The following is a 25,728-nucleotide window of genomic DNA, read 5'->3' as shown; positions in this document are numbered from 1 at the left end:
TGCTCACCGGCTCAACCGCCGCGTGCCATAAACCACACCCCCCGGTCGGCCTTCGCCATCGTTTCCCCGATTTCTACAGACTGTAGAATTCGAAGGTCGTCCTACCCCCGCAGAAGAAGTATCGGAGGTACGTCATGTCCAACCTGAAGCATTCCCCTGGGTCCGCCCCTCGGACCCCCGACCCCCTGCGTCGGCCCGGACGCCGACAGGTCCTGGTCGGACTGGCCGGGATCGCCGCCTTGCCGGTGCTGGCCGCTTGCTCAAGCGACGACCCACTGGCCGCCCAAGCCGGCAATGCCGATGGCAAGAACTACATCGCCGGCGACGGGTCGGTCCTGGAGATTAGGCCGGATGAGCGCGGTGAGCCGGTGCAGTTCAGCTCCACCTTGTTCTCCGGGGAGCCAATCAGCACGGACAGCCTCGTCGGGGATCCCGCGGTGCTTAACTTCTGGTACGCCGCCTGTGCGCCGTGCCGGGTGGAGGCCCCGGACCTGCAGGCCCTGCACGAGGAGCTCGAGCCCCAAGACGTCCGCTTCGTGGGCGTCAATGTCCGGGACACGGTGGCCACCGCGCAGGCCTTCGAACGCAACTTCGGCATCACCTATCCCTCGGTCGAAGACCTCAATGGCCAGGTGCTCTTGGCCATGACCGACTACGTCCCACCGCAGGCCGTGCCCACCACGATCGTGCTGGACCGTCAGGGCCGGGTCTCGGCCCGAATCCTGGGGATCGCCGAGCGGTCCACGCTACGAACCCTGATCACCACGGTGCTAGGCGAACAGGCCTGAACCCACCATGGACCTCCTGACCCTCCCGCGCGCCGCCGTCCAGTATCTGGTGAACCAACCCCTCACCGATATCGTCACCGCCGGTTCGTTGTCCACGTACACCTCCAGCCAGGACGTGCCGGATCCACTGCTGGCCGCCGGCCCCCAGAACACCGGCTTCCACGACCGGCAGGCCTCGCCCGCTACTGACGGGAGGATTCCGAAATGAGCCACACCGATGCGCCGAACCAGCGCCAGGACGCGGAGCTGCCCGCCCTGGGCTTCACGGGCACCCTGCGGTTCCTGTGGGTCCAGCTGACCAGCATGCGCACCGCGCTGATGCTGTTGCTGCTGCTGGCCGTTGCAGCCGTTCCGGGCTCGCTGTTCCCGCAGCGGCCGGCCGGTCCCGGGATCGTGGATGACTACATCTCCGACAATCCCGCGGCTGGGGAGTGGCTGGACCGCTTCCAGATGTTCGACGTGTACTCGTCCGTCTGGTTCTCCGCCATCTACCTCCTGCTGTTCGTCTCCCTGATCGGCTGTGTGTTCCCGCGCGCCGTCAAACACGCCAAGGCCCTGCGCTCTGCCCCGCCGCGCACCCCCCGCCTACTCTCCCGCCTGCCCGAGTACGGAAAAGTCGTGCTGGAATCCACCGGGCCGTCCCCCCGGGACGCGGTAGACCAAGCGGCCAAGATCCTCAAGAAGCGCGGCTACCGGATCCAGGTCCGCCAGGAAGCCGAGGGCAACGCTTCCGTAGGTGCCGAGCGCGGCTACGTGCGCGAAATCGGCAACATCGTCTTCCACCTGTCCCTCATCGGAGTGCTGGCGTTTATGGCGGCCGGCTCGATGCTGAGCTACCGGGGCCAGAAGATCCTCGTCGAAGGCGAGGGATTCGCCAACACCCTCGTCGCCTACGACGCCTTCACCCCCGGCAGCGCCTTCTCCGAGCAGAAGCTAAACCCGTTCTCCATGACCCTGGACAGCTTCGAGGCCGAGTTCGACCGCGAGTCGGATACCCACTACGGCCAAGCATTGGACTTCACCGCCGTGCTGGGCGTACGTCATGGACCGGGCGAACCGGAGCAGACCACGGAGCTGAAGGTGAACCATCCCCTGGACATCGACGGTGTCCGCGTGTACCTGGTCGGCAACGGCTACGCCCCCGAGGTCACCGTGCGGGACGGCATTGGGAACATCGCCTTCCAAGGCCCCGTGATCGGCCGGGCAGAAGACCAGGTGTACACCTCCCTGATGGTCATCAAAGCCCCCGACTCCGAACCCGACCAGCTCGGCTTCGTCGGGTTCTTCCTGCCCACGGCCTACACCGGAGAGGACGGGGTGGCCATCTCGATTGACCCCGAATTGCTCAACCCCGAGCTGAACCTCAACTCCTACTACGGCGATCTCGGCCTGGACACGGGCGAACCGCAGAACGTCTACGTCTTGGACACCGACACCCTCACCGAGCTGAACTCCCGCAACCTCGAGGCCGGCGGCATCACATTGTCCCCGGGGGAGTCCTACGAGCTGCCGGAGGGCAAGGGTTCCATAGCCTTTGACGGCGTCAAGCGTTTCGTGGGCCTGGACATCGTCTACGACCCCGCCAAATGGGGTGTGGGCATCTTCGCCGTGTTGGCGATGCTGGCACTGGGCGTGAGCCTGTTCGTGCGCCGCCGCCGCGTGTGGGTCCGTGGCACCACAGACCCCAACGGGTATACCACGGTCGAGTATGGCCTGCTGGCTCGCGGTGAGAGCTTCGGCCTGCGCGAAGAGAACGTCGCCCTGCGACGCCAGATGGAAAGGACCTGGCCGGTCCAGGCACCCAAGGATGCCGACGACGCTGAGGGAGGCCCCTCCACCTCCGATTACAAGCCGCCAAGCGGCCACGATGCCCACCCCGTCGACATTCAGGCCGCGATGCCTGCCATCCACCGGCCCCCAGAAAGCAAACCCAACACCACCGAGAACCGACCGGAGTAAATCATGCCCTCCATCAACCTGCAGCTGGCCAGCTACAGCGACCTGTTCATGTTAATCGCTGCGTTCATCTACGTCGCGGCCTTCATCCTGTTCACTTTGGACGTGGCGACCTCCTCCACGACCATCCGAAATTTAGAGTCCGAACTAGCTCGCCAACGACCCCGCCGGGAAATGGCCGGAGCCGGCGTCGGGCGCCCTGTGCCTGACACCGCAGGAGACCACCCGCCAGCGGCGCCGGCAGGCCGTGCACAAAGTGGGTCCTCAGCGACCGCTATTCAGCTCAACGAGGAGCTGGTCAACGACGACATGGATTATCTCGGTACCGTCCGCCGGCCTGTCGCGAACGTGGCCGTGGCCCTGATGGTCATCGGGGCCCTGCTGCATGCCTTCGCGGTGATCGCCCGCGGTGTGGCCGCCTCCCGGGTGCCGTGGGGCAACATGTACGAGTTCCTCACCACCGGCGCGATGCTGGTCGCCGTGGTCTACCTACTGTTCCTGATCCGCAAAGACATCCGTTTCCTCGGGACCTTCGTCTCCGGCCTCGTGGTGGTCATGATGGCTGCGGCGACCATGGGCTTCCCCACGCCGATCGCCCACCTGCAGCCGGCCCTGCAATCCCCCTGGATCATCATCCACGTGTCGGTGGCTGTGCTGGCTTCGGCCCTGTTCACCCTGACCTTCGCCATGAGCGTGCTGCAACTCATCCAGCACCGGCGTGAGGCCGCGATGTCTGTTGAAAAAGCCCGAATCAGGCCATTCCTGCGCATGGTGCCCCCGGCACTAAGCCTGGAGAACTGGTCCTACCGCATCAACGCCGTCGGATTCGTGATGTGGACTTTCACCCTGATTGCCGGCGCCATCTGGGCCGAAGCCGCCTGGGGCCGGTACTGGGGCTGGGACACCAAGGAAGTGTGGACCTTCGTAGTCTGGGTGGTCTACGCAGGCTACCTGCACGCCCGCGCCACGCGCGGCTGGACCGGAGAACGCGCCGCCTGGCTCTCGATCATCGGCTACGCCTGCATCGTTTTCAACTTCACCATCGTCAACACGTACTTCCCCGGCTTGCACTCCTACGCCGGCATCCCCGGTGCGGAGACCGCCGAGGTGTACAGGTAATCGACCACCAGATCCAGTTGAGGGCCATTTCAATTCCGTCGCCGAGCCTCCCGGCTGGGCCAACAATACTATTGGAGGTGGGTAAGGCCCTTCCGCTGCCAAGTACACCGCCACGGTCTACGGTGCATGACTCCGGCGAAGGAGCGACACAAGGTGTCCTTCCACCAGGGCCCCGAGGACACGGCCGCGGAGCCCGTCAGCGACTCGCTCTCGCCCGGGGCAGACGGACGGTGAACTCCGCTCCCCGGCCACGCCCCTCGCTGGCGACTGTCAGGGTCCCTCCCTGTGCCTCGACCAGCGCCTTGCTGATCGCCAGGCCCAGTCCGGATCCCCCGGGCTTCGCCTCCCGGCCCTCCTCCACCCGGTAGAACCGCATAAAGATGCGGGACAGGTCCTCGGCGGCGATCCCGTCACCGGAGTCCGTCACCGTGAGCACCACCGCATTGTCGCGTTCTGTCAGGCCCACCGTGACGCGGCCGCCGGCCGGGGTGTGCCGGAGGGCGTTGTCCACCAGGTTGCTGAGCACCTGGCGCATCCGGTCCCGGTCCATCAGCACGGGTTCCACCGGATTGTGGGGTCTCCTGACCGTGAGCTCCACCTGACGCGATCTCGCCATCTGTTCTGCCGCCGCGACCGCCTCCACGACCAGCTCGGCGGGATCCCAATTGCTGAGACGCAGGTTGATCATCCCCTCCTCCGCCTGGGTCAGGGACCTCATATCTTGGGCCAGGTGCTCCAGCCGGCTGACCTGGCCGTTCAGGATGGCAGAGGCGCGCCCGTCCAGAGCCACGATCCCGTCCTCGATGCCTTCGAGATGTCCTTTCAGGGTGGCCAGTGGAGTCCTCATTTCGTGGGCGAGGTCGCCGAGCATCTGGCGCCTGGTCTGGTTCACGGCGTCGAGTTTCGCCGTCATGTCATTGAAGGAATCGACCAGCGAGTCGAACTCGGCGCCCAAATGTCCCTGTTCCAGGCGGATGCCGTATTCCCCGGAAGCGATCCGGTTGGCGGCACGGCTCACCTCGGAGATGGATTTCCTGATCTGGCGGGTCATGAGGATGCTCACGGGGACGGCGATCACCAGCGAGGTCAGGCCACCGACCGTCATGGCCACCAGGCTCACCTCCCGGAAGACGTCATCCAGGTGGAAGATGGCGCGGGCAGCGCGGCCATGGCCTTCTCGGAAGAGCTCGTTGATGTACATCTGTGGTCCGATGAGCAGGGTTGTCACCGTCACCACGATCAGCCCGACGAGGAGCACGGCGACCTGGACCAGGAGGATACGGACCGTCAGCGAGTACTTGGATTCCTGACCCTCCGGGGAGTCCTCCGGGTCCGGATCGCTGCCCCGCCGGCCGCCGTTGGGGCGTGCTCCGGCGTCCTGGCCGGCTGCTCCTGCGCTCACGCCGGGGCTTCCATCCGGTAGCCGATGCCGCGCACCGTATGGATGTATCGGGGATTGGCGGCGTCTTCGCCCAGCTTCCGTCGTACCCTGGCCAGGTGGACGTCCACGAGGTGGTTGTCGCTCGTCCAATCGTCGCCCCACACCATGTCGAGCAGCTGGCGTCGACTCAGCACCTGCTTCGGGTGGGCCGCGAGGCTGGCCAACAGGTCGAATTCCGTCTTCGTCAGCAGGATGGGCTTCTCGGACAGGTGGACCTGCCGCGAGGACCCGTCCACCCGCAGTTCACCGATCTGATGGATGAGGCCGGAGGACTCGTCCATCGGTTGTCCGGCCGCTGTCGGGGCTACCCGTGCCCGACGCATCATTGACTGGATTCGGGCGACGAGCTCCCGGGGGCTGAAGGGCTTGGTCACATAGTCGTCTGCCCCCAGGGACAGCCCGACGATTTTGTCCACCTCATCATCGCGGGCGGTGAGCATCAACACGTGGCAGTCCGAGAAGGTCCGCACCTGGCGGCACACCTCGAAGCCGTCGGTTCCCGGCAGACCGATGTCCAGCACCAGGACATTGGGTGCGAAGTCACGCACCGCGGAGACGGCTTCGGCCCCGTCATGGCGTACCTCCACCCGCAAGCCTGCATTCTGCAGGTAGTCCCGGATCAAGCGCGCGAGGTCCGGTTCGTCCTCGACCACCAGTACCCGTCCCGTCGATGCCTCGGTCATGGTGCCTCCTTCCTGCGGGTCCATGGTCGGCGCGAATCCATCGTCCTGCCGTTCGGTTCAAGGATACGGAGCCCGACGACACCGGGGTGCGCTCCGGGTTGTCCAAGAGGGTGACGGCGGAGCAATTTGCGCCGTGAGGTTCATCCGCGTTCCTCGACAGGCATCTCTGCCGATTCCTCCGACCGGGACACATCATCAGGGATCGAGACATGGTGTCACCCAGATGACAGCAGTCCCCCCGGCCTCAGATCCACAGGTTCGTGGTGCGGATGGAACAGCACGGTGGCAACGCCGTCGGGGGTACCGGCTGGTGAGTTATGGAAGGCGGCCGGAGAACACGGTCCGCTTCCGAAAGCGTGCAGGGCGCCCCGGATCGGCGCCGGAGATGTGGGCGACGTGTAGTGGTCCTACGCCCCGTGGCTCAGTCGGGTAGCCCTGTGGGGCGGTGAGCGTGACCGCTGGCGGGGTGCTGGGTTTGTAGGGGGTGATACTCAATCAGTCCCGGGGTGGGTGTCGGCCGTCAGATTCGCCGCGACATTGCCTGGGTCCACGAAGGCGACCGCAGTCACGGCACCGGCTGACGATACATCCACTCGTCCCCTGACAGTTCCCGCACCGCTTCCGGGAGCCCGCGCCGCCCTCCCTGCCACCCATGGAAAGTCGAGCTACACGAGCTCTTGAATTTTTCAGGGGAGATGAGCTGCGGCAGGCGGTGAAGCTTGCAGGGTCCTCAGGCGTCCCCGGCGGCGTCTGAGGGCTGCGTGGAGACCCTGTTATCCACACGGGAATCTTCATGGAATCTTGAGACGTCTGCTCGGATCCCTCAATGTCCGCCTGCGAACCTATCTACACATTGGCTGCGGATGTGCACCGTGGGCCCGGATGTGGTGGTGCTCGATGCGCCGTCGCCGGATACCAACAGAGAGTCAGGGAAGATCCATGAGTTCGGACGAAGCCATCCGGGGAGCCGTCGTGGGCGCTCCCGCGGCGACGAAGAAGCGGACCGAGGAAGGGCCTGGAAAGCGGCTGATCGGCATCGACGCGGCGCGAGGGCTGGCGCTGATCGGTTTGATGGCCATCCACATCCTGGCCTCCTACCAAGAGGAGACCGGCGAGCCCACCCTCACCTGGCAACTATTCTCCGGCGACTCGGCCGCGCTTTTCGCCCTGCTGGCCGGCCTCGGCCTGGCCCTGTCCTCCGGCGGGCGCATACCGCACCGCGGCCGGCAGATGACCGCGAACCGGGTCGGCCTGGTTGTGAGGGCAGTGCTGATCGCCGTGGTGGCACTTCTTATCGCCTCGCTCATGCCCCCTGTTGACCCGCCGGCCTACAGCATCCTGATCTACTATGCGGTGTTCTTCCTGTTGGCCATCCCCTTCCTGCACCTCGGACCCAAGGCCCTGTTCATCTGCGCCGCGGTCTTCGGCATCGTCTCCCCGATCCTGATCCAGCAGTTGCCCCCGGTGTTGCCCGACTGGGTCTCGTACAACCCGACCCTTGAGCACGTCCTGGCTGACCCGGTCTCCATCGCCTCCCAACTGCTGCTGACCGGCACCTACCCGGCCCTGCCCTACATGACCTACATCCTGGCCGGCATGGCCCTGGGTCGGCTGAACCTGCGAAGCATCCCCGTGCAGGCCGCCATTGCCGGGGCCGGCGCGGCCCTGGCCATCCTGGCCAGCCTCGCCTCCTACGTCCTGCTCTACGCCGTCGGCGGCTACGAGGCGCTGCTGGCAACCCCGGGCATGACCATGCACGACCTGGACGAAGCCCTCGTCTACGGCCCGGAACTCGTGCCGAACACCTCCGGCTGGTGGCTGGCCATCACCACCCCGCACACCAACATGCCCCTGGCCATCGCCTCCAGCCTCGGCATGGCACTGCTGGCGCTGGGCCTGTTCCTGCTCATCGCCAACAAGGCGGGGCAATGGCTGAGTCCGCTGGCAGCCATGGGCGCCATGACCCTCACGCTCTACTCCGCCCACCTGCTCGTCCTGGCCCTGGAGATCCACTACGACGAACCCGCTCTGTGGTTCCTCGTGCACCTGGGGGTGGCCGTCGCGTTCGCCTGGTTCTGGCAACGATCCGTCGGCCAAGGCCCGCTGGAGAAGGTGGTGTCCCTGTCGGTCAAGGGCAGCCGGCGCCTCGTTTCCGGCAAAACCACCAACTCCGGTGGACCCACCGGCGGGCTCGCCACCCACCACTCAGACACCTCGGTCCAGACTCCCCGGGATACCACCAACTACACCACCGACGAAGAACTTCCCGGTTCGCCCGATCAGGCGAGCACCGGCCAAGATCCTCGGGTTTCCACCGATCGGCCCACCAGGGGCACTCCCATCCGGACCGATCGGGGCACCACCATCAACCTCGCCGACGACGAAGCTCCGGGCTACACCGACCAGATCGGCCCGGTCCGAGACCCAGGCAGCGGCACCGGCTAGGCCCTGCTGGGCTTCGTCTCCACCGACGCCGCACAACTGGCCCCCCACATGTCACCCAGGCCTTGGCTCGGACCCCGTGAGTCACCCCGCCTCACCCCGTAGGTAATGGATCTGGGCCCGGAGGAGACTGAGGTGGGTCTATGGAAGGACTGGCCACCGAGGCGACTCCGGTATCCCTGCTGTGGACACTGATCCTGCACCAGATAGCCTTGGGCATCGATGTCGCCCCTGCCCGATAACGCTCGTACTGAGGCGCTCCTTGCATCGCTTGTGAGTCTCCGAGGGCACCAGCGTGAACTGTTCGGGAGTTATTGAGGGGCGGCCGGGCCCAAGGGTTACGTTGGCGCAAAAACTGCGTCCTCCGCGCGGCATGGCGGTCGCTTCGGTTCTTCGGTCGTCTTCACCTAGTACTTTGGACTGGTGCCGATCTCCGCCTTCAACGCCTACCTTGATGAGTCTTCAGTGGCCCGCAGCGAGGCAGCCCAGGAGTACCTGGTGTGTGCGGCACTCTTGGAGCCCGATCAGGTGGAAATGGTCCGCGAGGAGCTCCGGCCCCTTCTACGCCCTGGCCAGATCAAACTGCACTGGACTGATGAGAACTCCAGTAGCCGACGGCGGATCGTGCAAGCCATAGGAGCCCTGGGCCCGATGAATGTCATCGTGACCCATCTCAGTGAACGTCAGCGTAAAACGGAACGGTTCCGTCGCAAGTGCCTGGAGGTCCTCTACTATCAACTCGCTGATCTCGAGGTTTACGATCTCACCCTCGAATGTCGCACCGAGGCACAGGACAAGAGAGACCGGGCCCACATTGTCGCCCTTCAAGGCCAAGGCCTCGATCGAGGAATCCGCATCTCGCACCGTCGCGGCGGAGATGAGCCCCTGCTATGGATCTCCGACATAGTGCTCGGAGCGGTCAACGCCTCCCACATAGGGGAGCACCAATATCTTGAGGCGCTGGAGCAGACGATCTACCTCAAGCAGAGCACTCCCGAATCCCTGATTCCCACAGGGCAAAACGAAAGGCCCTAGATCCAGTCGTCCGGCTGGGGTTCTAAGGCCTTCTTCCCTGTCCGTCGTAACGGTGGGCACTTCAAACAATAGTAGCCGCGCGGCCTACTTGCAAGACCGCGGATCACGACGTGAGACGGCACTGAGTGCAGAAGACAGGGTGGGGTTAGGGCCTCCACAACAGTTGAGGACAAGGCGGGCAAACCCGCCTAGGGCAGCAGCAATTTCCGGGCCATTGTTGCGGACGTTGCCAACCGCTGGGCCCCACATCAAGGCCGGCTCGTAGGCCTGTCGCCTCACCCGTCCAACCAGCGCCCCAACCGCGGCCGGCGAGAGCAGATTCTGGCAGCGGCCTCCAGTTACCACGTGTACGATTACCAATCGAACATAGTTTCGATTCATTGGGGTGGAGAGTTGCTGGCAACTGAGGTCCGGGCCCTGGCCGATGGGCTAGACGACCAGCTCCGAACGCGCGTCGAGGACGGCGTGGTCATGGCCGGCTTCCCCTCGCCGTCCCAGGACTACACCACCGCCGAGATCGACCTGAGCGAGCACCTGATGCCCAACCGGGCCTCGACGTACCTGGTGCGGGCGCGGGGACACTCCATGACCGGTGCCGGGATCTGGGACGGCGACGAACTGGTGGTCGATCGCTCGATTCGACCCCAGCACGGCCACGTGGTGATCGCCGTGCTCGATGGCGAACTGACCGTGAAACGACTCAGCATCCACGCCGACGGCCGCGTGGTGCTCTCCTCGGAGAACCCGGCGTATCCCGACATCGCCGTTCCCTCACTCTCGGATCTGCGGGTCTGGGGTGTGGTCACGGTGGCACTGCATCATGTCTCCCGCGCCTCGTGAGGCCATGATCGCCCTGGTGGACTGCGCCAGTTTCTACGCCTCGTGCGAGCGGGTCTTCGACCCGAGCCTGGAGAATCGTCCGGTGGTGGTGCTGTCCAACAACGATGGCTGCGTGGTGGCCATGTCCCAGGAGGCCAAAGCGCTGGGGATCCCCATGGGCATGCCCTGGTTCAAGCTCGAGCCCGTCGCCGCGGCGCAGGGGATCGTGGCGCGGTCCTCCAACTATGAGCTGTACGGCAGCCTCTCGGCGAGGGTCATGGAGGTCATCGGCCGGCACGCGGCCTGGCAAGAGGTCTACAGCATTGATGAGTCGTTCATCGGCCTGCGGGGCACCGTCGAGGAGCTGGTGCAGCTCGGCCGGCGTATCCGCGAGGACGTGGCCCGCTGCACCGGGATTCCGGTGCGCGTGGGCATCGCCCCCACCAAAACCCTAGCGAAGGTCGCCCTGCTCGGGGTGAAGCGCTCCGCCCCGCTAGCCGAAGTCGGTGTGTGCCACTTCGGGGGCTACTCCCCCACCCAACGGGACGCCATTCTGGCCAGCATCCCCGTCACCGACTTGTGGGGCGTGGCCGGACGTCTCGGCCGCCGCCTGGCGAATCTGAATATCCATACCGCCGCCGACCTCGCCGCCCAAGACCCCGGGCAGATGCGTCGGCGGTTCTCGGTGGTCCTGGAGCGCACCGTGCGCGAACTGCGCGGCACACCCTGCATCCCCCTGGAAGAAGAACCCCGCCAGTACAAAGATCAGCTCATCTACTCCCGATCTTTCTCGGAGCCGGTCACCACCACCCCGGCCATGCGCCAAGTCCTGTCCATCTACGCCCAGCAACTCGCCTCCCGCCTCCGCAGTGCCGGCCAGCAGGCCCGCGTGCTCACGGCTTGGGCCTCCACCTCCCCGTTCGCCACAGACCAGGAACCCCACTCACCCCAGGTCAGTGCCGTGCTGCCCGTACCCACGGCAGAGCCGCTGACGATCGCACGCGGATCCCTAGGGCTAGCCGAGTTGATCCGTCCGGGCACCCGGTACGTGCGGGCCGGCGTCGTACTCACCGATCTACGCCCGGCCGGCCAGGCCGAGACCCTCCCCGGCCTCGGCCCGCCTGGTGAGGGCCGGCAGCTCGGCCCCACCCTAGATGCTGTGGTGGCCCGCTTCGGGGTCGGGAGTATTGGCCTGGGATATGGGGGCCTCGGAACACCACCGTCCTGGCAGATGCGCCGCGCCATGCTCTCCCCTCGGGCCACCACTCACTGGGACGAGCTCGTCACTGTCCGCCTGTGAAGGACACCCGCAGACACCGGGACCAGTGGTGAGGGGCATTCGGCTCAGTACTCGCTGCGGCGCAGATTCATGATGCGCCAGCCGGCGGGCACTCGCTCACGCAGCGCGGCAACCGCCGCCTCGTAGGACTCGCCCTCAGCCGTCAACTCATCGGCCTTCCGATCTCCACGACCCGTGTCATCGTCGGGGATGGTCTCGATGACGGTGGTGATGTTCATCCGTTCAGCCTATGTGCCTTCGGCCCAGGAGGTCGGGTGCGGCAGACTGGGGCTCATGTGTGGACGGTATGTGATGGCCCGAGGTCTGAGCATTAATCGGCTGATGCAACAGCGTCGTCGCAAATGTGCTGACGCTTGTCGGGGGTGACCAGTGCCCAGCGGGGTTAGGCGTCCGAGCGTTCCGGGCCGCGGGCGGGGATCAGGCGCGGGATAAGCCGCACGAAGAGAACCATGATGATGAGCTCGACGAGTGTCTGGGTGACGACGACGAGTGGGGCGAGGTCGTACGCGGCAGGTAGGGCGAGGACGAGTGGGAGCACGACGAGGGAGTTGCGGGTCGCACCGCTGAACACATCGCCCGTGGCACCCCGGACCAGCTTGCTGCACTCAACGTCCCCTCCCCCAAGGACCGGTCCGCCGCCGGCGACAACGGCCCCAAGTGACCGAACCCATCAGCTGAAGGCCCTATTGCATCCGGCCTAGGAAGGGAAAGCGCTGAGGTTGGATTCCGTGGGTTCTGCCGCTGTGCCTGCGGTCTTTCGCTGGTTGCGGTGAAGAACCATCAGCCACATGGCCAGCACGAAGGCCAGGGATGCGAAAAGGCCCAGTGCCATCAGGGTATTTTTGTGCCCGAGGTGTTGGATGAGCACCGAACCGATGAGGGGGGCCGCTGCCTGGGCAAGGAGCGATGGCAAGGCGGTGCGGCCCATGATCCGGGCGTAGTGGTCTTGTCCAAAGAGCGCCAGCGGCACGGTTCCGTTGGCGATGGAACTCAGTCCGATGCCCACCCCGTAGATGATGACGAGGATCGTGGGTGCCAGGATCCCGGTGCCGAGGAAGCTGATTGCCATGGCCGTGGCGAGGGTCGCGGCCAGTAAGGTCCACAACGGGTGGTGTTTGCGCCCGATGACCAGTTCGATGAACCTGGCACCGACTTGCGAGGGGCCGATGGTGGCGGCCAGCACGACGGCTGCTGTGCCGGCGATGCCGATGCCTGCTAGCAAGGTGAACATGTGGACCGACATCAACGCGGCAATGGACATGCCCAATGTGGAGATGCACGCAACCAGGACAATCAACGGCCAGCGAGGCCCCGCTGACCGGGGGCTCTCATTGTTCGGGCGGGCTGGTCCAGCGCTGGGCGTTGACGCACGTGGTTGTCGAGGAATGGTGAGCGCGTACAGGGGTGCGGTGACCAGCAGGTGCGCCCCTGCGTAGATGAGGGCCGTCCCCCTCCATCCGACTTCGTTGACCAGCAAGGTACTCAGCGGCCAGCAGATGGTGCTGGCGAACCCTCCGAAAAGCGTCAGGAGGGTGATGGCCGAGCGGGCGGAAGGACCATAAGTATGTCCCAGAACTGCGAACGCTCCGGTGTAGAGTCCGCCGCTCATGCCCAACCCGAGGATCAGCCAAGCGCCGAGGTGCCACCACTGATTGGGACCCAGACCAAGGACGGTCAGGCCCAAGGCGAGCAGCAGGGCGCTGGCAACCAGGACGGCACGACCGTGGTTGCCGGCCACCAAGGCGCCGACGCGTGGCGAGCCGAGACCAGCGATAACTAGACCCACCGAGACGCCCGCCACCACTAGGGAAATCGGCCACCCGGTATCCGCGGCGATGGGAGCTGCAAGAACCGCCAGCAGGTAAAACGTCGAACCCCACGAGAGGATCTGGCCGAGGCCCAGTCCAGCGACGACGTAGCCGCGCTTGGTCGTGAATCTCTGCGTGATGGCCATGCTCAGACCAGCTGGGCGGTGCTGCGCAAAGACTGCGCTTCGGAGCCTTCAACTGCGGTGAAAACCCCGGGAAGCGAGGTCTTGGAGGCGCTGTCCTGGACGGCGTCGGACGGGCCGGGGCTCATGGTGAAGCCTTTCAAAGCGGGTAGGGGTCGAGGCGCAAGGGGTATCGGGAACGGTCTTTCGCCGGAGGGAGAACCACGAAGGCACTCTGGTGCAGGGACAGTGTCCACAGCGGGCATCCCCTCTCGACGAAGGAGTTTGGCCGTTGGGTATTAGCAGAACAGAGGTACCTATCTCCGAGGGCCTTGGTTGACGTCGGACTGACTGGTCTGCTCGCCTAGCAGGAGAGGCGGCAGTCAGGCCGTGATCTGTGCCCAGAGCTCTTTGACGTGGGTGTCAATGTTCTCGACGATGGCTCGGACCCCGTCAAGGGTCTCGACGGCAGGGTCGGGGATCTCCCAGTCCAGGTAGCGCTTGCCGGGGTAGACCGGGCAGGCGTCCCCGCAACCCATGGTGATGACGTAGTCCGCGGCCCGCACGACGTCGTCGGTCAGGGGCTTGGGGTAGGCCCCGGACAGATCGATCCCGCGCTCGGCCAGGACCTCCACGACGAGGGGGTGGACTTCGGACTGGGGCAGGGAACCGGCGGAGCGGACCTCGACCTGGTCTCCGGCATGGTGAGCCAGCAGGGCCGCGGCGATCTGGGAGCGGCCGATGTTGTGCACACAGACGAAGAGCACCTGCGGGACCGGGGAATCGATCTTGCCTTCAGCCTGGGCCAAGGCCCGGAGACGACTGTCCGCGAAATGCGTGGCGGTGGAGGCCAGATACGTGCGCACCTTCGCTGTGCGGGACAGCGTGGTGTAGGACTCGAAGACGTAGCGTTCAACGGTCTCCGGGGAGAACATCCCGGTGTACCTTTCAGCCAGGTGCTCGGCGGATCGTTGCAGGACGTGGGTATCCCTGGTCTCGGCGGGCTCGGTCATGAGGACTCCTTCACGCAGTGGTGGGCTGGCGGCCGGCTGCGCTTAGCAGCAGCCGGAATCTCGGGTCGTGGAGGGGCCGGCTCCGATGGTGACTGGCTGAGGCGCTCCGCAGCACCCATCTTCGGCCACTTGAGCGGGGGCCGGGGCGCAACAACCCTGGTCCGTCTCCTGTGCTGCGGGGGCCGGTGCGTCGCAGGACCCGCCGAGGTCGGTAGAGCAGACCCCCGTCTCGGGCAGGTGTAGTTCGACGTTGTCCGCAGCAGCCTGGTCCCCAGCCAGGGAGGCAGCGATGGAACGTACCTGCTCATAGCCGGTGGCCATCAGGAAGGTCGGGGCCCGCCCGTAGCTCTTCATGCCCACGATGTAGAACCCGGGTTCCGGGTGGGCTAGCATCTTTTCCCCGTGAGGGGCCACGGAGCCGCAGGAGTGGAACTCCGGATCGATCAGGGGCCCGAGTTGGCGGGGTGCGTCTACGGCCGGGTCCAACTCGAGGCGGAGCTCGGACAGGATGGACAGGTCCGGGCGGAAGCCGGTGGCCGGCACCACCACATCTACGGCCAGGGTCTGGTCGCCTGCCGGGGTTGAGGCGAGCACGTCCACATGATCTGCTGCGGCGCTGAAGCCGGTAATGGTGAAGGAAGTGTGCACCTGGATCGTGCCGGACTCGACGAGGTGGCGCAGTCGGGTGCCCAGCGCGCCGCGGGCGGTCAGCTCGTCGCGGTCCTCGCCCCCGTAGACGCTGGAGACATCGGCCGAGCGCACGGCCCACGAGATCCGGGTGTCCGGGGCATCCTCGGCCAGGGAACCGAGCTCGAGCAGGGTGTTGGCTGCCGAGTGCCCGGCCCCGACCACGAGCACATGCCGGCCGGCGAACGTCTGCCGATCCCGGCCGGTGACGTCCGGCAACGCGACAGTGATGCGCCCGGACGCTACCGCCTCGACCTCGCCGGGGGCGGGCAATCCGGACTGGCCCAAGGGGTTCGGGGTAGACCAGGTACCTGCGGCATCGATTACCGCGGAAGCCTGGATGTCTTCCATGGTCCCGTCGCTGTGTTGGGTCCGGACCAGGAACGGGGTTTCGGCCCGTCCGGTGGTGCGGGTCTTGTCCATCCCGGACCGGGTCACCGCGATGACGCGGGAATCGGTGCGCACGTAGGTGGCCAGCGTCGTGGTGGTGGCCAGGGGTTCTAGATACTGAGTGACCAGTTGGGTTCCGGTGGGCAGGCCCTGCAGGTTCGGGGCGGTCCAGCCGGCGGCGAGCAGCAGGCGTTCGGCGGCGGCGTCGATGTTGTACTGCCAGGGCGAGAACAGGTGGGTGTGGCCCCAGTCGCGGATGGAGGCGCCGACCTCAGCACCGGCTTCCAGCAGCAGCGGAGTCAGACCGCGCTCCAAAAGGTGGGCGGCGGCGGCCAGCCCGACGGGTCCGGCGCCGATGACGACGACCGGCAGAACCGTCGTACCGTCGGCTCCGGTGGTGGCCTTGGTAGTGGTGGTGTCAGACATGGGTCGGCTCCTCGATCAGTGCAGCGGCAATGCTGTCGGCGTCGTGCAGGGCGGCTAGGTAGCGTTCGGCGTCCAGGGCGGCAGAGCACCCGGTACCGGCGGCGGTGATGGCCTGGCGGTAGCGGTGGTCCACGGCGTCGCCGCAGGCGAAGACCCCGGGCAGGTTGGTGGCGGTGGTGTGGGCGTCCACGAGGATGTATCCCTCGTCGTCCAGGTCGAGCTGGCCGGTGACCAGTTCGGTGCGGGGCAGATGCCCGATCGCCACGAACACCCCGGACGCGGATAGTTCGCGAGTGTCCCCGGTGATGGTGTCGGTCAGGGTCATACCGGTGACCTTGTCCTGGCCGTGAATGGCGGCGATTCGACTGTTGTAGGCGAAGCGGATCTTCTCGTTATCCTTGGCTCGGGCGGCCATGATCTTCGAGGCCCGCAAGGCGTCCCTGCGGACCACGATGGTCACGGTGCGCGCGAAGCGGGTCAGGAAGAGGGCCTCTTCCATGGCCGAGTCCCCGCCGCCGACCACGATGATGTCCTGGTCTCGGAAGAAGAATCCGTCACAGGTGGCGCACCAGGACACCCCGTGCCCGCTGAGTTGCTTCTCCTCGGGCAGGCCGAGTTCTTTGTAGGCGGAGCCGGTAGCCATGATCACCGCAGGGGCCTGGTATGTTTTCCCGGCCAGGGTGGTGACCTCTTTGAGATGGTCCTTGAGCTGCACGGTAGCGGCGTCGTCATACTCGATGATCGCGCCGAACCGGGTGGCCTGTTCGGCCAGTCCGGCCATCAACTCGGGACCTTGAATGCCGCCGGGGAAACCGGGGAAGTTCTCCACCTCGGTGGTGTTCATCAGCGCCCCGCCGTGAGTGACGGAGCCGGCTATGACCCGCGGGGCCAGTCCGGCCCGGGCGGCGTAGATCGCCGCGGTGTAGCCGGCGGGGCCCGAACCAATGATGATCAGTTGGTCGGTGGCAGCGTCGGAGATGGTGGTGTCGGTGATCGTGTTGTCCATGGGGAGGCTCACCTTCAGTTCGTCGTTGACCCGGCGGGCAGCAGCTCGGTGATGAGCTGTTGGATGCGGACCTTGATGTCGTCGCGGATGGGGCGGACGCCTTCGATGCCCTGGCCGGCCGGGTCTTCGAGCTTCCAGTCCTCGTAGCGCTTGCCGGGGAAGAACGGGCAGGCGTCTCCGCAACCCATGGTGATGACCACGTCGGAGTCCTTCACGGCCTGATCGGACAGGACCTTAGGTTGGTTCGCGCTGATGTCGATGCCCTCTTCGGCCATCGCCTCCACGGCCGCCGGATTGACCGACTCGGCCGGGGCGGATCCCGCGGAGCGGACCTCGATCCGGCTCTCGGCCAGGTGGGACAGGTAGGCAGCGGCCATCTGGGAGCGGCCGGCGTTGTGCACGCAGACGAACAGCACCGACGGTCGATCTGTGGCTTCCTCGGTGGTTTCAGTGGTGGTCTCTGCGGTCATCGGGCGATCCAAATCTGTCGGCGAGTGCGGGCGTCGGAGTATCAGGAGGTGGTGGAGTCGGTGAGCTCGGCCAGCAGTGCCTTGACCCGGGCGTCGATGTCGTCGCGAACCAGGCGCATGCGCTCGGCTCCCTCGATGCCACGGGCAAAGGGCTCGTCGGTGTGCCAGGTCTCGATATCGCCGGCCATGCCGTCGACCGGCTCGACGTTGGCCTCGCCGCCGAGGACAACCACCCGGTCCACGCGGGCCAGCAGGCCCGGGTCGATGGGCTTGGGGTGCCCTGCGGACATGTCGGCGCCGGACTCGGCGATGACCTCGGCCGAGAGCGCGTTGATCGTCTCGCCCGGCTTGGTGCCGGCGGAGTGGACCTCGACAGCTCCGGCGGCCCGGTGTTCCATCAGGGCCGCAGCCATCTGGGACTTGCCGCCGTTCTTGGCGCAGATGAACAGCACGGAGGGGCGGGATGAGGATGGTGGCTCGGTGGTCATCTCTACGGGTCTCCTGTCGGTCGACGGTTCAGGCGTGGTTCGCGGAGGCGGTCTCAGCGCGAGCGGGGACGGTGGGGTCTCCGGGGAAAAGCTTGCGGCCGGCCCACAGGGACACGTAGACGAGGCCGACGAGGACGGGGACCTCGATCAGGGGGCCGACGACGCCGGCCAGGGCCTGACCGGAGGTGACGCCGAAGGTGCCGATGGCCACGGCGATGGCCAGCTCGAAGTTGTTGCCGGCCGCGGTGAAGGCCACGGTCGTGGACTTGGCGTAGTTCAGTCCCACGGCCTTGGAAGCGAGCAGGGCGATGCCGAACATCAACACGAAGTAGGCCAGCAACGGCAGGGCGATCCGAGCGACGTCCCACGGGTTGGTGGTGATGGCCTCACCCTGCAGGGCGAACAGCAGCACGATGGTGAACAACAGCCCGTACAGGGCCCAGGGGCCGATACGCGGCAGGAACGTCTCCTCGTACCAAGTGCGTCCCTTGGCCTTCTCACCGAAGTAGCGCGTCAGGAAGCCGGCAAACAGAGGAATGCCCAGGAATACCAGCACGCTGAGGACGATGGACCAGACGGAGAAATCGGCCGAGGTGGTCGGCAGGCCCAGCCAGGACGGGAGGACCTGGAGGTAGAACCAGCCCAGGGCGCCGAAGGCGAAGACCTGGAAGACGGAGTTGATGGCCACCAGGACGGCGGCGGCCTCGCGGTCCCCGCAGGCCAAGTCGTTCCAGATGAAGACCATGGCGATGCAGCGCGCCAGGCCGACGATGATCAGGCCGGTGCGGTACTCGGGCAGGTCCGGCAGGAGCATCCAGGCCAGAGCGAACATCAGGGCCGGACCGACGACCCAGTTCAACACCAGCGAGGTGATCATGAGCCGCTTGTCCCCAGCGATGCGTCGGGTCTCGTTATAGCGGACCTTGGCGAGGACGGGGTACATCATCACCAGCAGACCAATGGCGATCGGCAGGGACACCTCGCCGATCTTCACCGCCTCCAGCGCAGTGTTCAGACCGGGGATGAAGCGGCCCAGGGCCAGGCCGGCCACCATGGCCAGCAGAATCCAGGCCGGCAGCCAACGGTCGAGGAAGGACATCTCCTTCATCACCGGTTGGTGCGGGGCAGGGGCGGTGGTGGTGCTCATGCAGGCCCATCTCTCGTATCGATAACCATCGATGGGAACACTACTGGTCATATTGACATACGTCAATGTAAGATGGGGTGATGGTTTCCACAGTTGCCTTCTCCGCCCCGACCTACACCGATCGCCGCAGACCGGTCCTGGTCGCCCAGGAGTGCTGCTCCCTGACGAACGGACCGATCGGTGCCGATGAGGCCCAGCGGGCCGCCGGCATGCTCAAGGCCCTGGCCGACCCCATGCGACTGCGCCTGTTGTCCCACATCGCCGCCCAGGGCTGCGGGGCGGTGTGCGCGTGTGACCTCACTGACGAGCTGGGGATCAGTCAGCCCACCGTCAGTCACCACATGAAGAAACTGGTCGACGCCGGCTTGCTCACCCGAGAGCAACGCGGCAAGTGGGCCCATTACAGTGTGGTGCCGGAGGCCTTCGCGGGGTTGCGGCGGATGCTGGAGCTGGGCTGATCGCACGCCACACCGACAGGGAAACGGTGGAGACTCGCGCTGTCGATGTCTTAGTCATCGGCGGAGGTCAGGCCGGACTGGCTGTCGGGTTTTATTTGCACCGTTTGTCCCGGGATGCCGCCCGTGGGCGCGGCGGGCCAGCTCCCAGTTTCGCGATCCTTGACGCCAATGAGCAACCCGGTGGGGCCTGGCAGCATTACTGGGACACCCTGGAACTTTTCTCCCCGGCCGCCTACAGCTCTTTGCCCGGTTACCGCATGCCGGCCTGGGCCAGTCCGGGCAACCCCTCGGCCGGCCATGTGGTGTCCTACCTGCGAACCTATGAGGAACGGTATGCCCTGCCGGTCCACCGTCCCGTGACCGTTGTGGCTGTCGAAGACCTGCCCGACGGCCGGTATCGCACTCTGACTGACCAGGGAGCCTGGATCAGCCGCGTCGTCGTCAACGCCACTGGCTCCTGGCGCCGCCCCTTCGTGCCAACAATGCCCGGGGCGGAGAAGTTCACCGGGTCTCAACTGCACACCACCGGCTACCGGAGCCGCAAGTCGTTCACCGGACATCGGGTCGTGGTGGTCGGCGGAGGCAACTCGGGCGCGCAGATCGCCGCCGATCTGCTGCCGGCCGCCGCCTCGGTCACTTGGGTGACCCGCCGACCCCCGCGCTACCTGCCCGACGAGGTCGACGGCCGGGCCCTGTTCCAGCTCGCCACCGGCCATGTCCACGCCCTAGAGCGAGGGGATTTTACTGGCGGTGGGGTCGGATCGCTGGGCGACATCGTCGCGATCCCCCCAGTACGGCAGGCCCGCGACGCCGGCCACCTGGAGGCCCAGCCGATGTTCTCTGGCTTCACACCCACTGGCGTTCAATGGGCTGACGGGCGCCAGCAGGAGACCGATGCGGTGATCTGGTGCACCGGCTTCCGCCCCGATCTGGGCCACGTTCGGCCACTGGGGCTGGACATGAATGGGGCAGCCCCAGTGACCGCGGGTGATCTGCCGACCCGATCCCGCGACCGGGCGGGACTGTTCTTCCTCGGCTACGGGGACTGGTGCGGTCCGGCCTCGGCCACCCTGATCGGCGTTGGCGCCCCTGCCCGCGAGACTGCCACTGCTGCGGCCCGACATGCCGCGTCCGCCATCTGATATGCGCCAGGATGCTTTGGCCCGGACGTGGCCGGAAATCCTGCGGCCCCCAGATCCCATAAACTGGTGTCTATGAGTTCCCCGATGCCCGAGTTCGACGCGCCCGCTCCCACGAGCCACGGGCATCTGGCCCCCGATCGGAGTACAGCGGAGAACCTGGCGAGGATGCTGCGTGCCCTGGCGGATCCAACGCGGATTCAGCTGCTGGCCCTGATGAACGGTGCCGGCCCGGAGGGGACGACGGTCAAGGAACTCACGGACGCGCTGACGTTCAGACAGCCGACTATTAGCCACCACCTGCGGATCTTGTTGGACGAAGGAATCGTGTGCAAGTCCCAAACCGGGCGGCAAACCTGGTATTCCATCGCTGCCGAACACGCCGGGTCCATCTCCGACCTGCTGCGGTAGTCCAGTGGAAGAAGCCAGCCTGCCTCAGAAGGCCATGGACCCAACCGAGGCCCTCGACCGGGCCCGTCAGGTCCTGGTGCTGGCCCACCCGGAACGATTGTCTGTCCTGAGCCTGTTGACCTCTCTGCCTGACTACTCGGCCTCGGCCGCTGGGATCGCGGAAACACTGGGAATAGCCCCGGAAGCCGTCGATGAAGCCTTGGATGCTCTCGCGCAGGCCGGGCTCGTGCACTGGCAACGCGGTGATCGTGCCGGCGATCCCCGGGTGTCCCCGACGGCAGATGCCTGGATCAGGTTCAGCTCGCTGTTGGACAAGCGCCCGGGCCCGGGTCCGCTTCCAACTGATGCTCCCGGGGTGCAATCAGGGGTCGGCTCCGATGACCGGCCATTGGGGCCTCACCCCGTCCCCGGCCCGACACCGCCGCCGGGACAGGAGGTTCCGCCGGTCATCCACCGGATCGCCGACCAGCTCGCGCACCGGTTCTCCGCGACGTTCTCCGCCGAGACCGTGCATCGCTACGTGCGTGAGACGTACTTTCTGCTGCGTTCCCGCAGCCGGGTCCAGCGCTATCTGGCGTCCTTGACCAGCCGGTTCGCGACAGAACGGCTGCACGCCCTGGCACTGGCGCGGGGCATCGAGATGCGCCCGGTCCCGCAGGTCTTGTTCGTCTGTGTGGCCAACAGCCATCGGTCCCAGATCGCGGCCAGCATCCTGAAGTTCATCGGCGGCGACCAAGTCCATGTGCGCTCGGCCGGATCCGCGCCGGCCACCGATATCGCTCCAGAGGTGGTGGAGGTGCTGGACGAGATCGGCTGCTCCCTACTGGGGGAATTCCCCAAGCCGCTCACCGATGAGATTGTCCAGGCCTCTGATGTGGTCATCACGATGGGCTGCGGGGACGCCTGCCCAGTCTATCCGGGCAGGATCTACCTGGACTGGGCGATCGAAGTCCCCCCGACCCATGATCTTCAGGCCCAACGAGTAATGCGCGATGAGATCCAGCACCGGGTGGAGGACCTGTGGCGGTCACTGTCCCCCAGCAGGTCGGAGCACCATCAGCCTTGATTGGTCGGCCGGGAATCCGGCAATCCCATCCGGTAACCCACCCTGCGGATAGTAGTCAGATAGCGCCCTCCGTCGACTTCCACGGCGCCGAGCTTCCGGCGTAGCCTGCCGATGGTGACCGGCAGGGCCTTGGACTGCTGGCGTTGGGGGAAGCCGCCGGCTTCGACGAGCTCGGCGGCGGTGCGGATCTGCGGACTGGCGGACATCAGCTCCACCAGCACCAGATATTCCTTGACGCTCAGCTGGGTTTGGCCTTGCTCGCCGCTGAGCACCATGGACCCGCAGTCCAGGACCAAGGGACCCAGGATCAGCCGGCGTGACCGTCCCGGCCGTCGGGGTAGGGTCCGGCCGGCCACCTCGACCAGACGGCGGGCATCCAAGATTCCGTGGCACAGGCCATTGGCGCCGGCCTCCAGCACTCGGAAGGCCGTGTCCACGGACCCGGTCTGCGCTGGAATGGTGACCAGGACGGGAACCAAGGACCAGCGCCGCACCGCCGACACGAAGGCCACGACGTCGACGCCGCCCAGCTCGGCATGGGCCACGACAAGGTCCGGTTTGAGCTCTCCAGCCATCAGCAGCCCGGCTGACCCGTCGGCTGCGGTGAACACCTCCAGCCCGGCGGCGAGGTGCTCGTCGTCGGTGCCTTCCAGGACCTGGTCCGGGTTGCCGACGACCAGGACGCGGAGGATCCCGGACAGCGCCATGACCAGATCTGGGCGATGGGCGCCAGCGGTGCGGTGCGGGTGCACTGCGGTGGTCATCCGAAGCGCCCAGAGACGTAGTCCTCCGTCCGCTGGTCGGCCGGGTCGTCGAAGATCTTCCGCGTCGGGGCGTACTCGACAAGCACGCCGGTCCGGTCACCGGAGCCCTCGGCCGAAAGCGCCGTGAAGAACGCGGTCCGATCCGCGACCCGGGCCGCCTGCTGCATGTTGTGAGTCACGATGACGATGGAGAAATCCTGCTTGAGCTCGTGCATTAGATCCTCAATGCGCAACGTGGCGATCGGATCCAGCGACGAACAGGGCTCATCCATCAGGATCACATCCGGACGCACGGCGATGGTCCGGGCAATGCACAGGCGCTGCTGCTGGCCCCCGGACAGGCCCAGCCCGGAGTCTTTGAGCTTGTCCTTGACCTCGTCCCACAGGGCGGCTGCCCTCAGGGAACTCTCCACCAGCTCGTCCATGCTCTCGACCTTCATGCCGGAGACCCGGGGGCCGTAGGCGACGTTGTCGTAGATCGACTTCGGGAAAGGGTTGGCCTTCTGGAACACCATCCCGATCCGGCGCCGGACCTCGATGGGGTCGACCTTCTTGCCGTAGATCTCCTCGCCCCGGAAAGTGATGGTCCCCTCGACCCGGGCCCCCTCAATGAGGTCGTTCATCCGGTTGAGCGAGCGAAGGACCGTGGACTTGCCACACCCGGAGGGCCCGATCAGGGCGGTGATTTCATTGAAGCCGAACTGAAGCGACACGTTCGAGACGGCCTTGAAATCGCCGTAGAAGATGTCGACATCCTCGCAGGCCATGATCGGGTTGTCGGGCCGCTCCAGGTGGGTGCCCGGTGACGACTCACCGAGATGGGCGGCCACGTCGTCGGTGGCGGGGGCTGCGGGCATTGTGTTGTTCATGTCACCAACGCTTCTCGTAGATGTTTCGGATCGTGATGGCCACGGCGTTCATCGCCAGCAGCAGGACCAGCAGCAGGATGCTGGTGGCCGACGCCAGTTGATGGAACTCCTCCTGGGGGCGGGAGGCCCAGTTGAAGGTCTGGATCGGCATCGTGGAGAACTGGTCGAAGATGCTCGTGGGGTCGAACGTGACGAAGACCAGCGCTCCGAGGACCAGCAGCGGTGCAGCCTCGCCCATCGCCCGCGACAGGGCCAGGATGGAGCCGGTGGCGATGCCGGGCACCGAGGAGGGCAGCACCTGCCGCCAGGTGGTCTGCCACTGCGTGGCCCCCAAGGCCAGGGATCCCTGACGGATCTCGTTCGGCACGCTTCGGATGGCCTCGCGGGTGGCGACGATGACGACCGGCAGGATTAACAGGCTCAGCGCGATGGCCCCGGCAATGACGATGTTGCGCTGGACGATGTTCAGTGCGGTGAGCACCCCGAGGGTCACCAGGCCGTAGATGATTGACGGGACCGCCGCCAGGTTCTGGACGTTGACCTCGATGGCCCGGTTCCACCACTTGTTGTGGTCGGCGAACTCCTCCATGTAGACGGCTGCGGCTACTCCGATGGGAATCGTCATCACCGCCGTGGTGGCGATGACCCAGACCGAGCCCAGGATCGCCGCGCGGGCCCCGGCCTGCTCCGGGTCGGAGGAGGCATAGTCCGTGATCAGGTGCCAGGAGAACATCTCGCGTCCGTCCAGGAATGTCGTGACCAGCAGCACCAGCAGGAACAGTACGGCGAAGGCCAGACAGGCCCACAGGGCGAACAGCACTACCAGTGCGGCTGGGGAGCGCTCACCCTGGAAGAAGCCGGTCTGCTTCAGTCCGCGGGAGGTCTTCGGGGCCGGGGAGGTCCGGTGTGCAGTACTGCTCATCAGTAGGCCTTCCTGAGGCGGCGGACGATCTGGATGCTGATCATGTTGACCACCAGGGTCAGGGCGAACAGCAGAAGCCCCACCGCGAAGAGCGTGTTGTACTCCAGTGATCCGACCCGGGAGTCGCCCAGGGCGGCACTGGCCATGAAACCGGTCATTGTCTGGCCCTGCTCCAGCGGACCAGCAACCATCCGGGCCTGCTGGCCGGCGGCCATGGCCACGATCATCGTCTCGCCGATCGCCCGTGACACTCCGAGCACGACGGCCGCGACGATTCCGGACACCGCTGCCGGCACGACGATCTTCAGCGAGGTCTGCATGCGGTTGGCGCCCAGCGCCGCCGAGCCTTGCCGCAGGGACATCGGCACGGCCGAGAGGGCGTCTTCGGAGATCGAGGCGATGGTCGGGACGATCATCACGCCCATGACCAGGCCGGCCGCGAGCACGCTGAAGGCCCCGGTCGGCAGTTCGAGCCACTGCTTGAAGACCACCGACTGCACGAAGGTCAGAGCGAACAATCCGTATACCACCGTCGGGATGCCCGCCAGCACCTCGAGCACGGGCTTGAGTACCTTGCGCACCCGTGGCCGGGCGTACTCGGACAGGTAGATAGCCGCCCCCAATCCCAGGGGAACTGCCACGAGCAGTGAAATGCCCGTGGTCCATGCCGTTGCTGTGATCAGCGGCAGGACGCCGAAGGACGCCTCGGCGAATCGTGGAGCCCATCGGTCCCCGAACAGGAAGTCCCCGACGTTGATCTCGGTAAAGAACTCCACCGCGGGAACGACCAGGGAGACCACGATGCCGACGGTGGTGGCGACCGTCAGCAGTGCCGCGAACCGCAGGGCCCAGATGATGACGCGTTCCCCCGGGCGGGACTTGGCCTTGAAATGACGGGACCCCGTGGGGGACGACAGAGCTGCTGCTGCCGTCCCCCGGGTTGTGGTGATACTCACGAT

The 25,728-nt window shown here is 66.1% G+C and carries 26 protein-coding genes and 1 pseudogene; 12 read left to right on the top strand and 15 right to left on the bottom strand.

Annotation, left to right across the window (positions count from 1 at the left end; genetic code table 11):
* The first annotated feature begins 134 nt into the window (after window positions 1-134).
* Genes IEX49_RS14790 through ccsB form a run of 4 tightly spaced genes read left to right on the top strand, consistent with a single transcriptional unit; the run spans window position 135 to window position 3,863 of the window.
* Entirely contained in the window at window positions 135-788 is a 654-nt protein-coding gene (locus IEX49_RS14790; RefSeq protein WP_159554203.1) for a TlpA family protein disulfide reductase, read from the top strand.
* A 7-nt stretch (window positions 789-795) separates the two neighbouring features.
* Entirely contained in the window at window positions 796-996 is a 201-nt protein-coding gene (locus IEX49_RS14785) for a hypothetical protein (RefSeq protein ID WP_159554205.1), read from the top strand.
* Complete coding sequence (gene resB / locus IEX49_RS14780) at window positions 993-2,747, top strand: cytochrome c biogenesis protein ResB (RefSeq protein WP_159554207.1); 1,755 nt, start codon at window positions 993-995, stop codon at window positions 2,745-2,747. The genes IEX49_RS14785 and resB overlap by 4 nt, the downstream gene beginning before the upstream one ends.
* 3 nt (window positions 2,748-2,750) lie before the next feature.
* The gene (gene ccsB / locus IEX49_RS14775; RefSeq protein WP_159554209.1) at window positions 2,751-3,863 is read left to right on the top strand and encodes a c-type cytochrome biogenesis protein CcsB; all 1,113 of its coding nucleotides are present in this window, start codon (window positions 2,751-2,753) and stop codon (window positions 3,861-3,863) included.
* 196 nt (window positions 3,864-4,059) lie between these two features.
* Here ccsB and IEX49_RS14770 read toward each other — a convergent pair whose 3' ends face one another.
* Both IEX49_RS14770 and IEX49_RS14765 read right to left on the bottom strand, forming a co-directional pair.
* On the bottom strand, window positions 4,060-5,265 hold the full coding sequence (locus IEX49_RS14770; RefSeq protein ID WP_159554211.1) for a sensor histidine kinase: 1,206 nt from the start codon (window positions 5,263-5,265) through the stop codon (window positions 4,060-4,062).
* The gene (locus IEX49_RS14765; protein ID WP_159554213.1) at window positions 5,262-5,987 is read right to left on the bottom strand and encodes a response regulator; all 726 of its coding nucleotides are present in this window, start codon (window positions 5,985-5,987) and stop codon (window positions 5,262-5,264) included. Before IEX49_RS14765 ends, IEX49_RS14770 begins: the two co-directional genes overlap by 4 nt.
* A gap of 939 nt (window positions 5,988-6,926) precedes the next feature.
* Here IEX49_RS14765 and IEX49_RS14760 point away from each other — a divergent pair.
* From IEX49_RS14760 to IEX49_RS14745, 4 genes are all read left to right on the top strand, one after another.
* On the top strand, window positions 6,927-8,432 hold the full coding sequence (locus tag IEX49_RS14760) for a heparan-alpha-glucosaminide N-acetyltransferase domain-containing protein (protein ID WP_159554215.1): 1,506 nt from the start codon (window positions 6,927-6,929) through the stop codon (window positions 8,430-8,432).
* A 420-nt stretch (window positions 8,433-8,852) separates the two neighbouring features.
* A complete protein-coding gene (locus IEX49_RS14755) occupies window positions 8,853-9,464 on the top strand; it encodes a hypothetical protein (RefSeq protein ID WP_201301233.1) in 612 nt (203 codons plus the stop codon).
* 471 nt (window positions 9,465-9,935) lie between these two features.
* Entirely contained in the window at window positions 9,936-10,304 is a 369-nt protein-coding gene (locus IEX49_RS14750) for a LexA family protein (RefSeq protein WP_159555318.1), read from the top strand.
* Window positions 10,285-11,583: a Y-family DNA polymerase gene (locus IEX49_RS14745; protein ID WP_188806896.1), complete on the top strand. Its 1,299-nt coding sequence runs from the start codon at window positions 10,285-10,287 to the stop codon at window positions 11,581-11,583. The genes IEX49_RS14750 and IEX49_RS14745 overlap by 20 nt, the downstream gene beginning before the upstream one ends.
* 44 nt (window positions 11,584-11,627) lie before the next feature.
* Here IEX49_RS14745 and IEX49_RS14740 read toward each other — a convergent pair whose 3' ends face one another.
* From IEX49_RS14740 to arsB, 9 genes and pseudogenes are all read right to left on the bottom strand, one after another.
* A complete protein-coding gene (locus IEX49_RS14740; protein ID WP_159554217.1) occupies window positions 11,628-11,801 on the bottom strand; it encodes a hypothetical protein in 174 nt (57 codons plus the stop codon).
* Between the two features lie 164 nt (window positions 11,802-11,965).
* Window positions 11,966-12,154: pseudogene (locus IEX49_RS14735) on the bottom strand (arsenic resistance protein); the annotation flags it as partial.
* A gap of 126 nt (window positions 12,155-12,280) precedes the next feature.
* On the bottom strand, window positions 12,281-13,537 hold the full coding sequence (locus IEX49_RS14730) for an MFS transporter (RefSeq protein WP_159554219.1): 1,257 nt from the start codon (window positions 13,535-13,537) through the stop codon (window positions 12,281-12,283).
* 359 nt (window positions 13,538-13,896) lie between these two features.
* Window positions 13,897-14,526, bottom strand: a complete 630-nt coding sequence (locus tag IEX49_RS14725) for an arsenate reductase ArsC (protein WP_159554221.1) — start codon at window positions 14,524-14,526, stop codon at window positions 13,897-13,899.
* A gap of 42 nt (window positions 14,527-14,568) precedes the next feature.
* Entirely contained in the window at window positions 14,569-16,029 is a 1,461-nt protein-coding gene (locus tag IEX49_RS14720; protein ID WP_159554223.1) for an FAD-dependent oxidoreductase, read from the bottom strand.
* The gene (trxB, locus tag IEX49_RS14715; protein WP_159554225.1) at window positions 16,022-17,035 is read right to left on the bottom strand and encodes a thioredoxin-disulfide reductase; all 1,014 of its coding nucleotides are present in this window, start codon (window positions 17,033-17,035) and stop codon (window positions 16,022-16,024) included. The genes IEX49_RS14720 and trxB overlap by 8 nt, the downstream gene beginning before the upstream one ends.
* 14 nt (window positions 17,036-17,049) lie before the next feature.
* The gene (locus IEX49_RS14710) at window positions 17,050-17,505 is read right to left on the bottom strand and encodes an arsenate reductase ArsC (RefSeq protein WP_159554227.1); all 456 of its coding nucleotides are present in this window, start codon (window positions 17,503-17,505) and stop codon (window positions 17,050-17,052) included.
* A 41-nt stretch (window positions 17,506-17,546) separates the two neighbouring features.
* Window positions 17,547-17,993 carry an arsenate-mycothiol transferase ArsC gene (locus tag IEX49_RS14705; RefSeq protein ID WP_159554229.1) on the bottom strand — a complete coding sequence of 149 codons (447 nt, stop codon included), beginning with the start codon at window positions 17,991-17,993 and terminating at the stop codon, window positions 17,547-17,549.
* A gap of 28 nt (window positions 17,994-18,021) precedes the next feature.
* Complete coding sequence (gene arsB / locus IEX49_RS14700; RefSeq protein WP_159554231.1) at window positions 18,022-19,140, bottom strand: ACR3 family arsenite efflux transporter; 1,119 nt, start codon at window positions 19,138-19,140, stop codon at window positions 18,022-18,024.
* An 80-nt stretch (window positions 19,141-19,220) separates the two neighbouring features.
* Between arsB and IEX49_RS14695 the strand changes: the two genes are divergently transcribed.
* The 4 genes from IEX49_RS14695 to IEX49_RS14680 all read left to right on the top strand — a co-directional run bounded on the left by IEX49_RS14695 (window position 19,221) and on the right by IEX49_RS14680 (window position 22,214).
* Complete coding sequence (locus tag IEX49_RS14695) at window positions 19,221-19,598, top strand: ArsR/SmtB family transcription factor (protein WP_159554233.1); 378 nt, start codon at window positions 19,221-19,223, stop codon at window positions 19,596-19,598.
* 26 nt (window positions 19,599-19,624) lie between these two features.
* Window positions 19,625-20,740, top strand: coding sequence for an ArsO family NAD(P)H-dependent flavin-containing monooxygenase (locus IEX49_RS14690; RefSeq protein WP_159554235.1), 1,116 nt, complete (start codon window positions 19,625-19,627; stop codon window positions 20,738-20,740).
* 72 nt (window positions 20,741-20,812) lie between these two features.
* Window positions 20,813-21,148 carry an ArsR/SmtB family transcription factor gene (locus tag IEX49_RS14685; protein WP_159554237.1) on the top strand — a complete coding sequence of 112 codons (336 nt, stop codon included), beginning with the start codon at window positions 20,813-20,815 and terminating at the stop codon, window positions 21,146-21,148.
* 34 nt (window positions 21,149-21,182) lie between these two features.
* Window positions 21,183-22,214 carry an arsenate reductase/protein-tyrosine-phosphatase family protein gene (locus IEX49_RS14680; RefSeq protein ID WP_159554239.1) on the top strand — a complete coding sequence of 344 codons (1,032 nt, stop codon included), beginning with the start codon at window positions 21,183-21,185 and terminating at the stop codon, window positions 22,212-22,214.
* Here IEX49_RS14680 and IEX49_RS14675 read toward each other — a convergent pair.
* From IEX49_RS14675 to pstC, 4 genes are all read right to left on the bottom strand, one after another.
* Window positions 22,205-22,978, bottom strand: coding sequence for a response regulator transcription factor (locus tag IEX49_RS14675; protein WP_159554241.1), 774 nt, complete (start codon window positions 22,976-22,978; stop codon window positions 22,205-22,207). The two genes, IEX49_RS14680 and IEX49_RS14675, sit on opposite strands and share 10 nt — an antisense overlap.
* Complete coding sequence (pstB, locus tag IEX49_RS14670; protein ID WP_201301309.1) at window positions 22,975-23,745, bottom strand: phosphate ABC transporter ATP-binding protein PstB; 771 nt, start codon at window positions 23,743-23,745, stop codon at window positions 22,975-22,977. The genes IEX49_RS14675 and pstB overlap by 4 nt, the downstream gene beginning before the upstream one ends.
* 103 nt (window positions 23,746-23,848) lie before the next feature.
* A complete protein-coding gene (pstA, locus tag IEX49_RS14665) occupies window positions 23,849-24,769 on the bottom strand; it encodes a phosphate ABC transporter permease PstA (RefSeq protein ID WP_159554244.1) in 921 nt (306 codons plus the stop codon).
* Window positions 24,769-25,725: a phosphate ABC transporter permease subunit PstC gene (gene pstC, locus IEX49_RS14660; RefSeq protein ID WP_201301234.1), complete on the bottom strand. Its 957-nt coding sequence runs from the start codon at window positions 25,723-25,725 to the stop codon at window positions 24,769-24,771. The genes pstA and pstC overlap by 1 nt, the downstream gene beginning before the upstream one ends.
* Window positions 25,726-25,728 lie beyond the last annotated feature (3 nt).

The organism is Citricoccus zhacaiensis (assembly GCF_014645315.1).
GTDB lineage: Bacteria > Actinomycetota > Actinomycetes > Actinomycetales > Micrococcaceae > Citricoccus > Citricoccus zhacaiensis.
Note: the sequence above shows the minus strand (reverse complement) of the source record. Positions and strands in the feature narration are given on the sequence as shown.

Coding starts and splice junctions, on each gene's coding strand:
- IEX49_RS14790 (WP_159554203.1), top strand. CDS start 135: ATGTCCAACCTGAAGCATTCCCCTGGGTCCGCCCCTCGGACCCCCGAC.
- IEX49_RS14785 (WP_159554205.1), top strand. CDS start 796: ATGGACCTCCTGACCCTCCCGCGCGCCGCCGTCCAGTATCTGGTGAAC.
- resB (WP_159554207.1), top strand. CDS start 993: ATGAGCCACACCGATGCGCCGAACCAGCGCCAGGACGCGGAGCTGCCC.
- ccsB (WP_159554209.1), top strand. CDS start 2,751: ATGCCCTCCATCAACCTGCAGCTGGCCAGCTACAGCGACCTGTTCATG.
- IEX49_RS14765 (WP_159554213.1), bottom strand. CDS start 5,987: ATGACCGAGGCATCGACGGGACGGGTACTGGTGGTCGAGGACGAACCG.
- IEX49_RS14760 (WP_159554215.1), top strand. CDS start 6,927: ATGAGTTCGGACGAAGCCATCCGGGGAGCCGTCGTGGGCGCTCCCGCG.
- IEX49_RS14750 (WP_159555318.1), top strand. CDS start 9,936: ATGGCCGGCTTCCCCTCGCCGTCCCAGGACTACACCACCGCCGAGATC.
- IEX49_RS14745 (WP_188806896.1), top strand. CDS start 10,285: ATGTCTCCCGCGCCTCGTGAGGCCATGATCGCCCTGGTGGACTGCGCC.
- IEX49_RS14740 (WP_159554217.1), bottom strand. CDS start 11,801: ATGAACATCACCACCGTCATCGAGACCATCCCCGACGATGACACGGGT.
- IEX49_RS14730 (WP_159554219.1), bottom strand. CDS start 13,537: ATGGCCATCACGCAGAGATTCACGACCAAGCGCGGCTACGTCGTCGCT.
- IEX49_RS14725 (WP_159554221.1), bottom strand. CDS start 14,526: ATGACCGAGCCCGCCGAGACCAGGGATACCCACGTCCTGCAACGATCC.
- IEX49_RS14720 (WP_159554223.1), bottom strand. CDS start 16,029: ATGTCTGACACCACCACTACCAAGGCCACCACCGGAGCCGACGGTACG.
- trxB (WP_159554225.1), bottom strand. CDS start 17,035: ATGGACAACACGATCACCGACACCACCATCTCCGACGCTGCCACCGAC.
- IEX49_RS14710 (WP_159554227.1), bottom strand. CDS start 17,505: ATGACCGCAGAGACCACCACTGAAACCACCGAGGAAGCCACAGATCGA.
- IEX49_RS14705 (WP_159554229.1), bottom strand. CDS start 17,993: ATGACCACCGAGCCACCATCCTCATCCCGCCCCTCCGTGCTGTTCATC.
- arsB (WP_159554231.1), bottom strand. CDS start 19,140: ATGAGCACCACCACCGCCCCTGCCCCGCACCAACCGGTGATGAAGGAG.
- IEX49_RS14695 (WP_159554233.1), top strand. CDS start 19,221: ATGGTTTCCACAGTTGCCTTCTCCGCCCCGACCTACACCGATCGCCGC.
- IEX49_RS14685 (WP_159554237.1), top strand. CDS start 20,813: ATGAGTTCCCCGATGCCCGAGTTCGACGCGCCCGCTCCCACGAGCCAC.
- IEX49_RS14680 (WP_159554239.1), top strand. CDS start 21,183: ATGGACCCAACCGAGGCCCTCGACCGGGCCCGTCAGGTCCTGGTGCTG.
- IEX49_RS14675 (WP_159554241.1), bottom strand. CDS start 22,978: ATGACCACCGCAGTGCACCCGCACCGCACCGCTGGCGCCCATCGCCCA.
- pstB (WP_201301309.1), bottom strand. CDS start 23,745: ATGGCCTGCGAGGATGTCGACATCTTCTACGGCGATTTCAAGGCCGTC.
- pstA (WP_159554244.1), bottom strand. CDS start 24,769: ATGAGCAGTACTGCACACCGGACCTCCCCGGCCCCGAAGACCTCCCGC.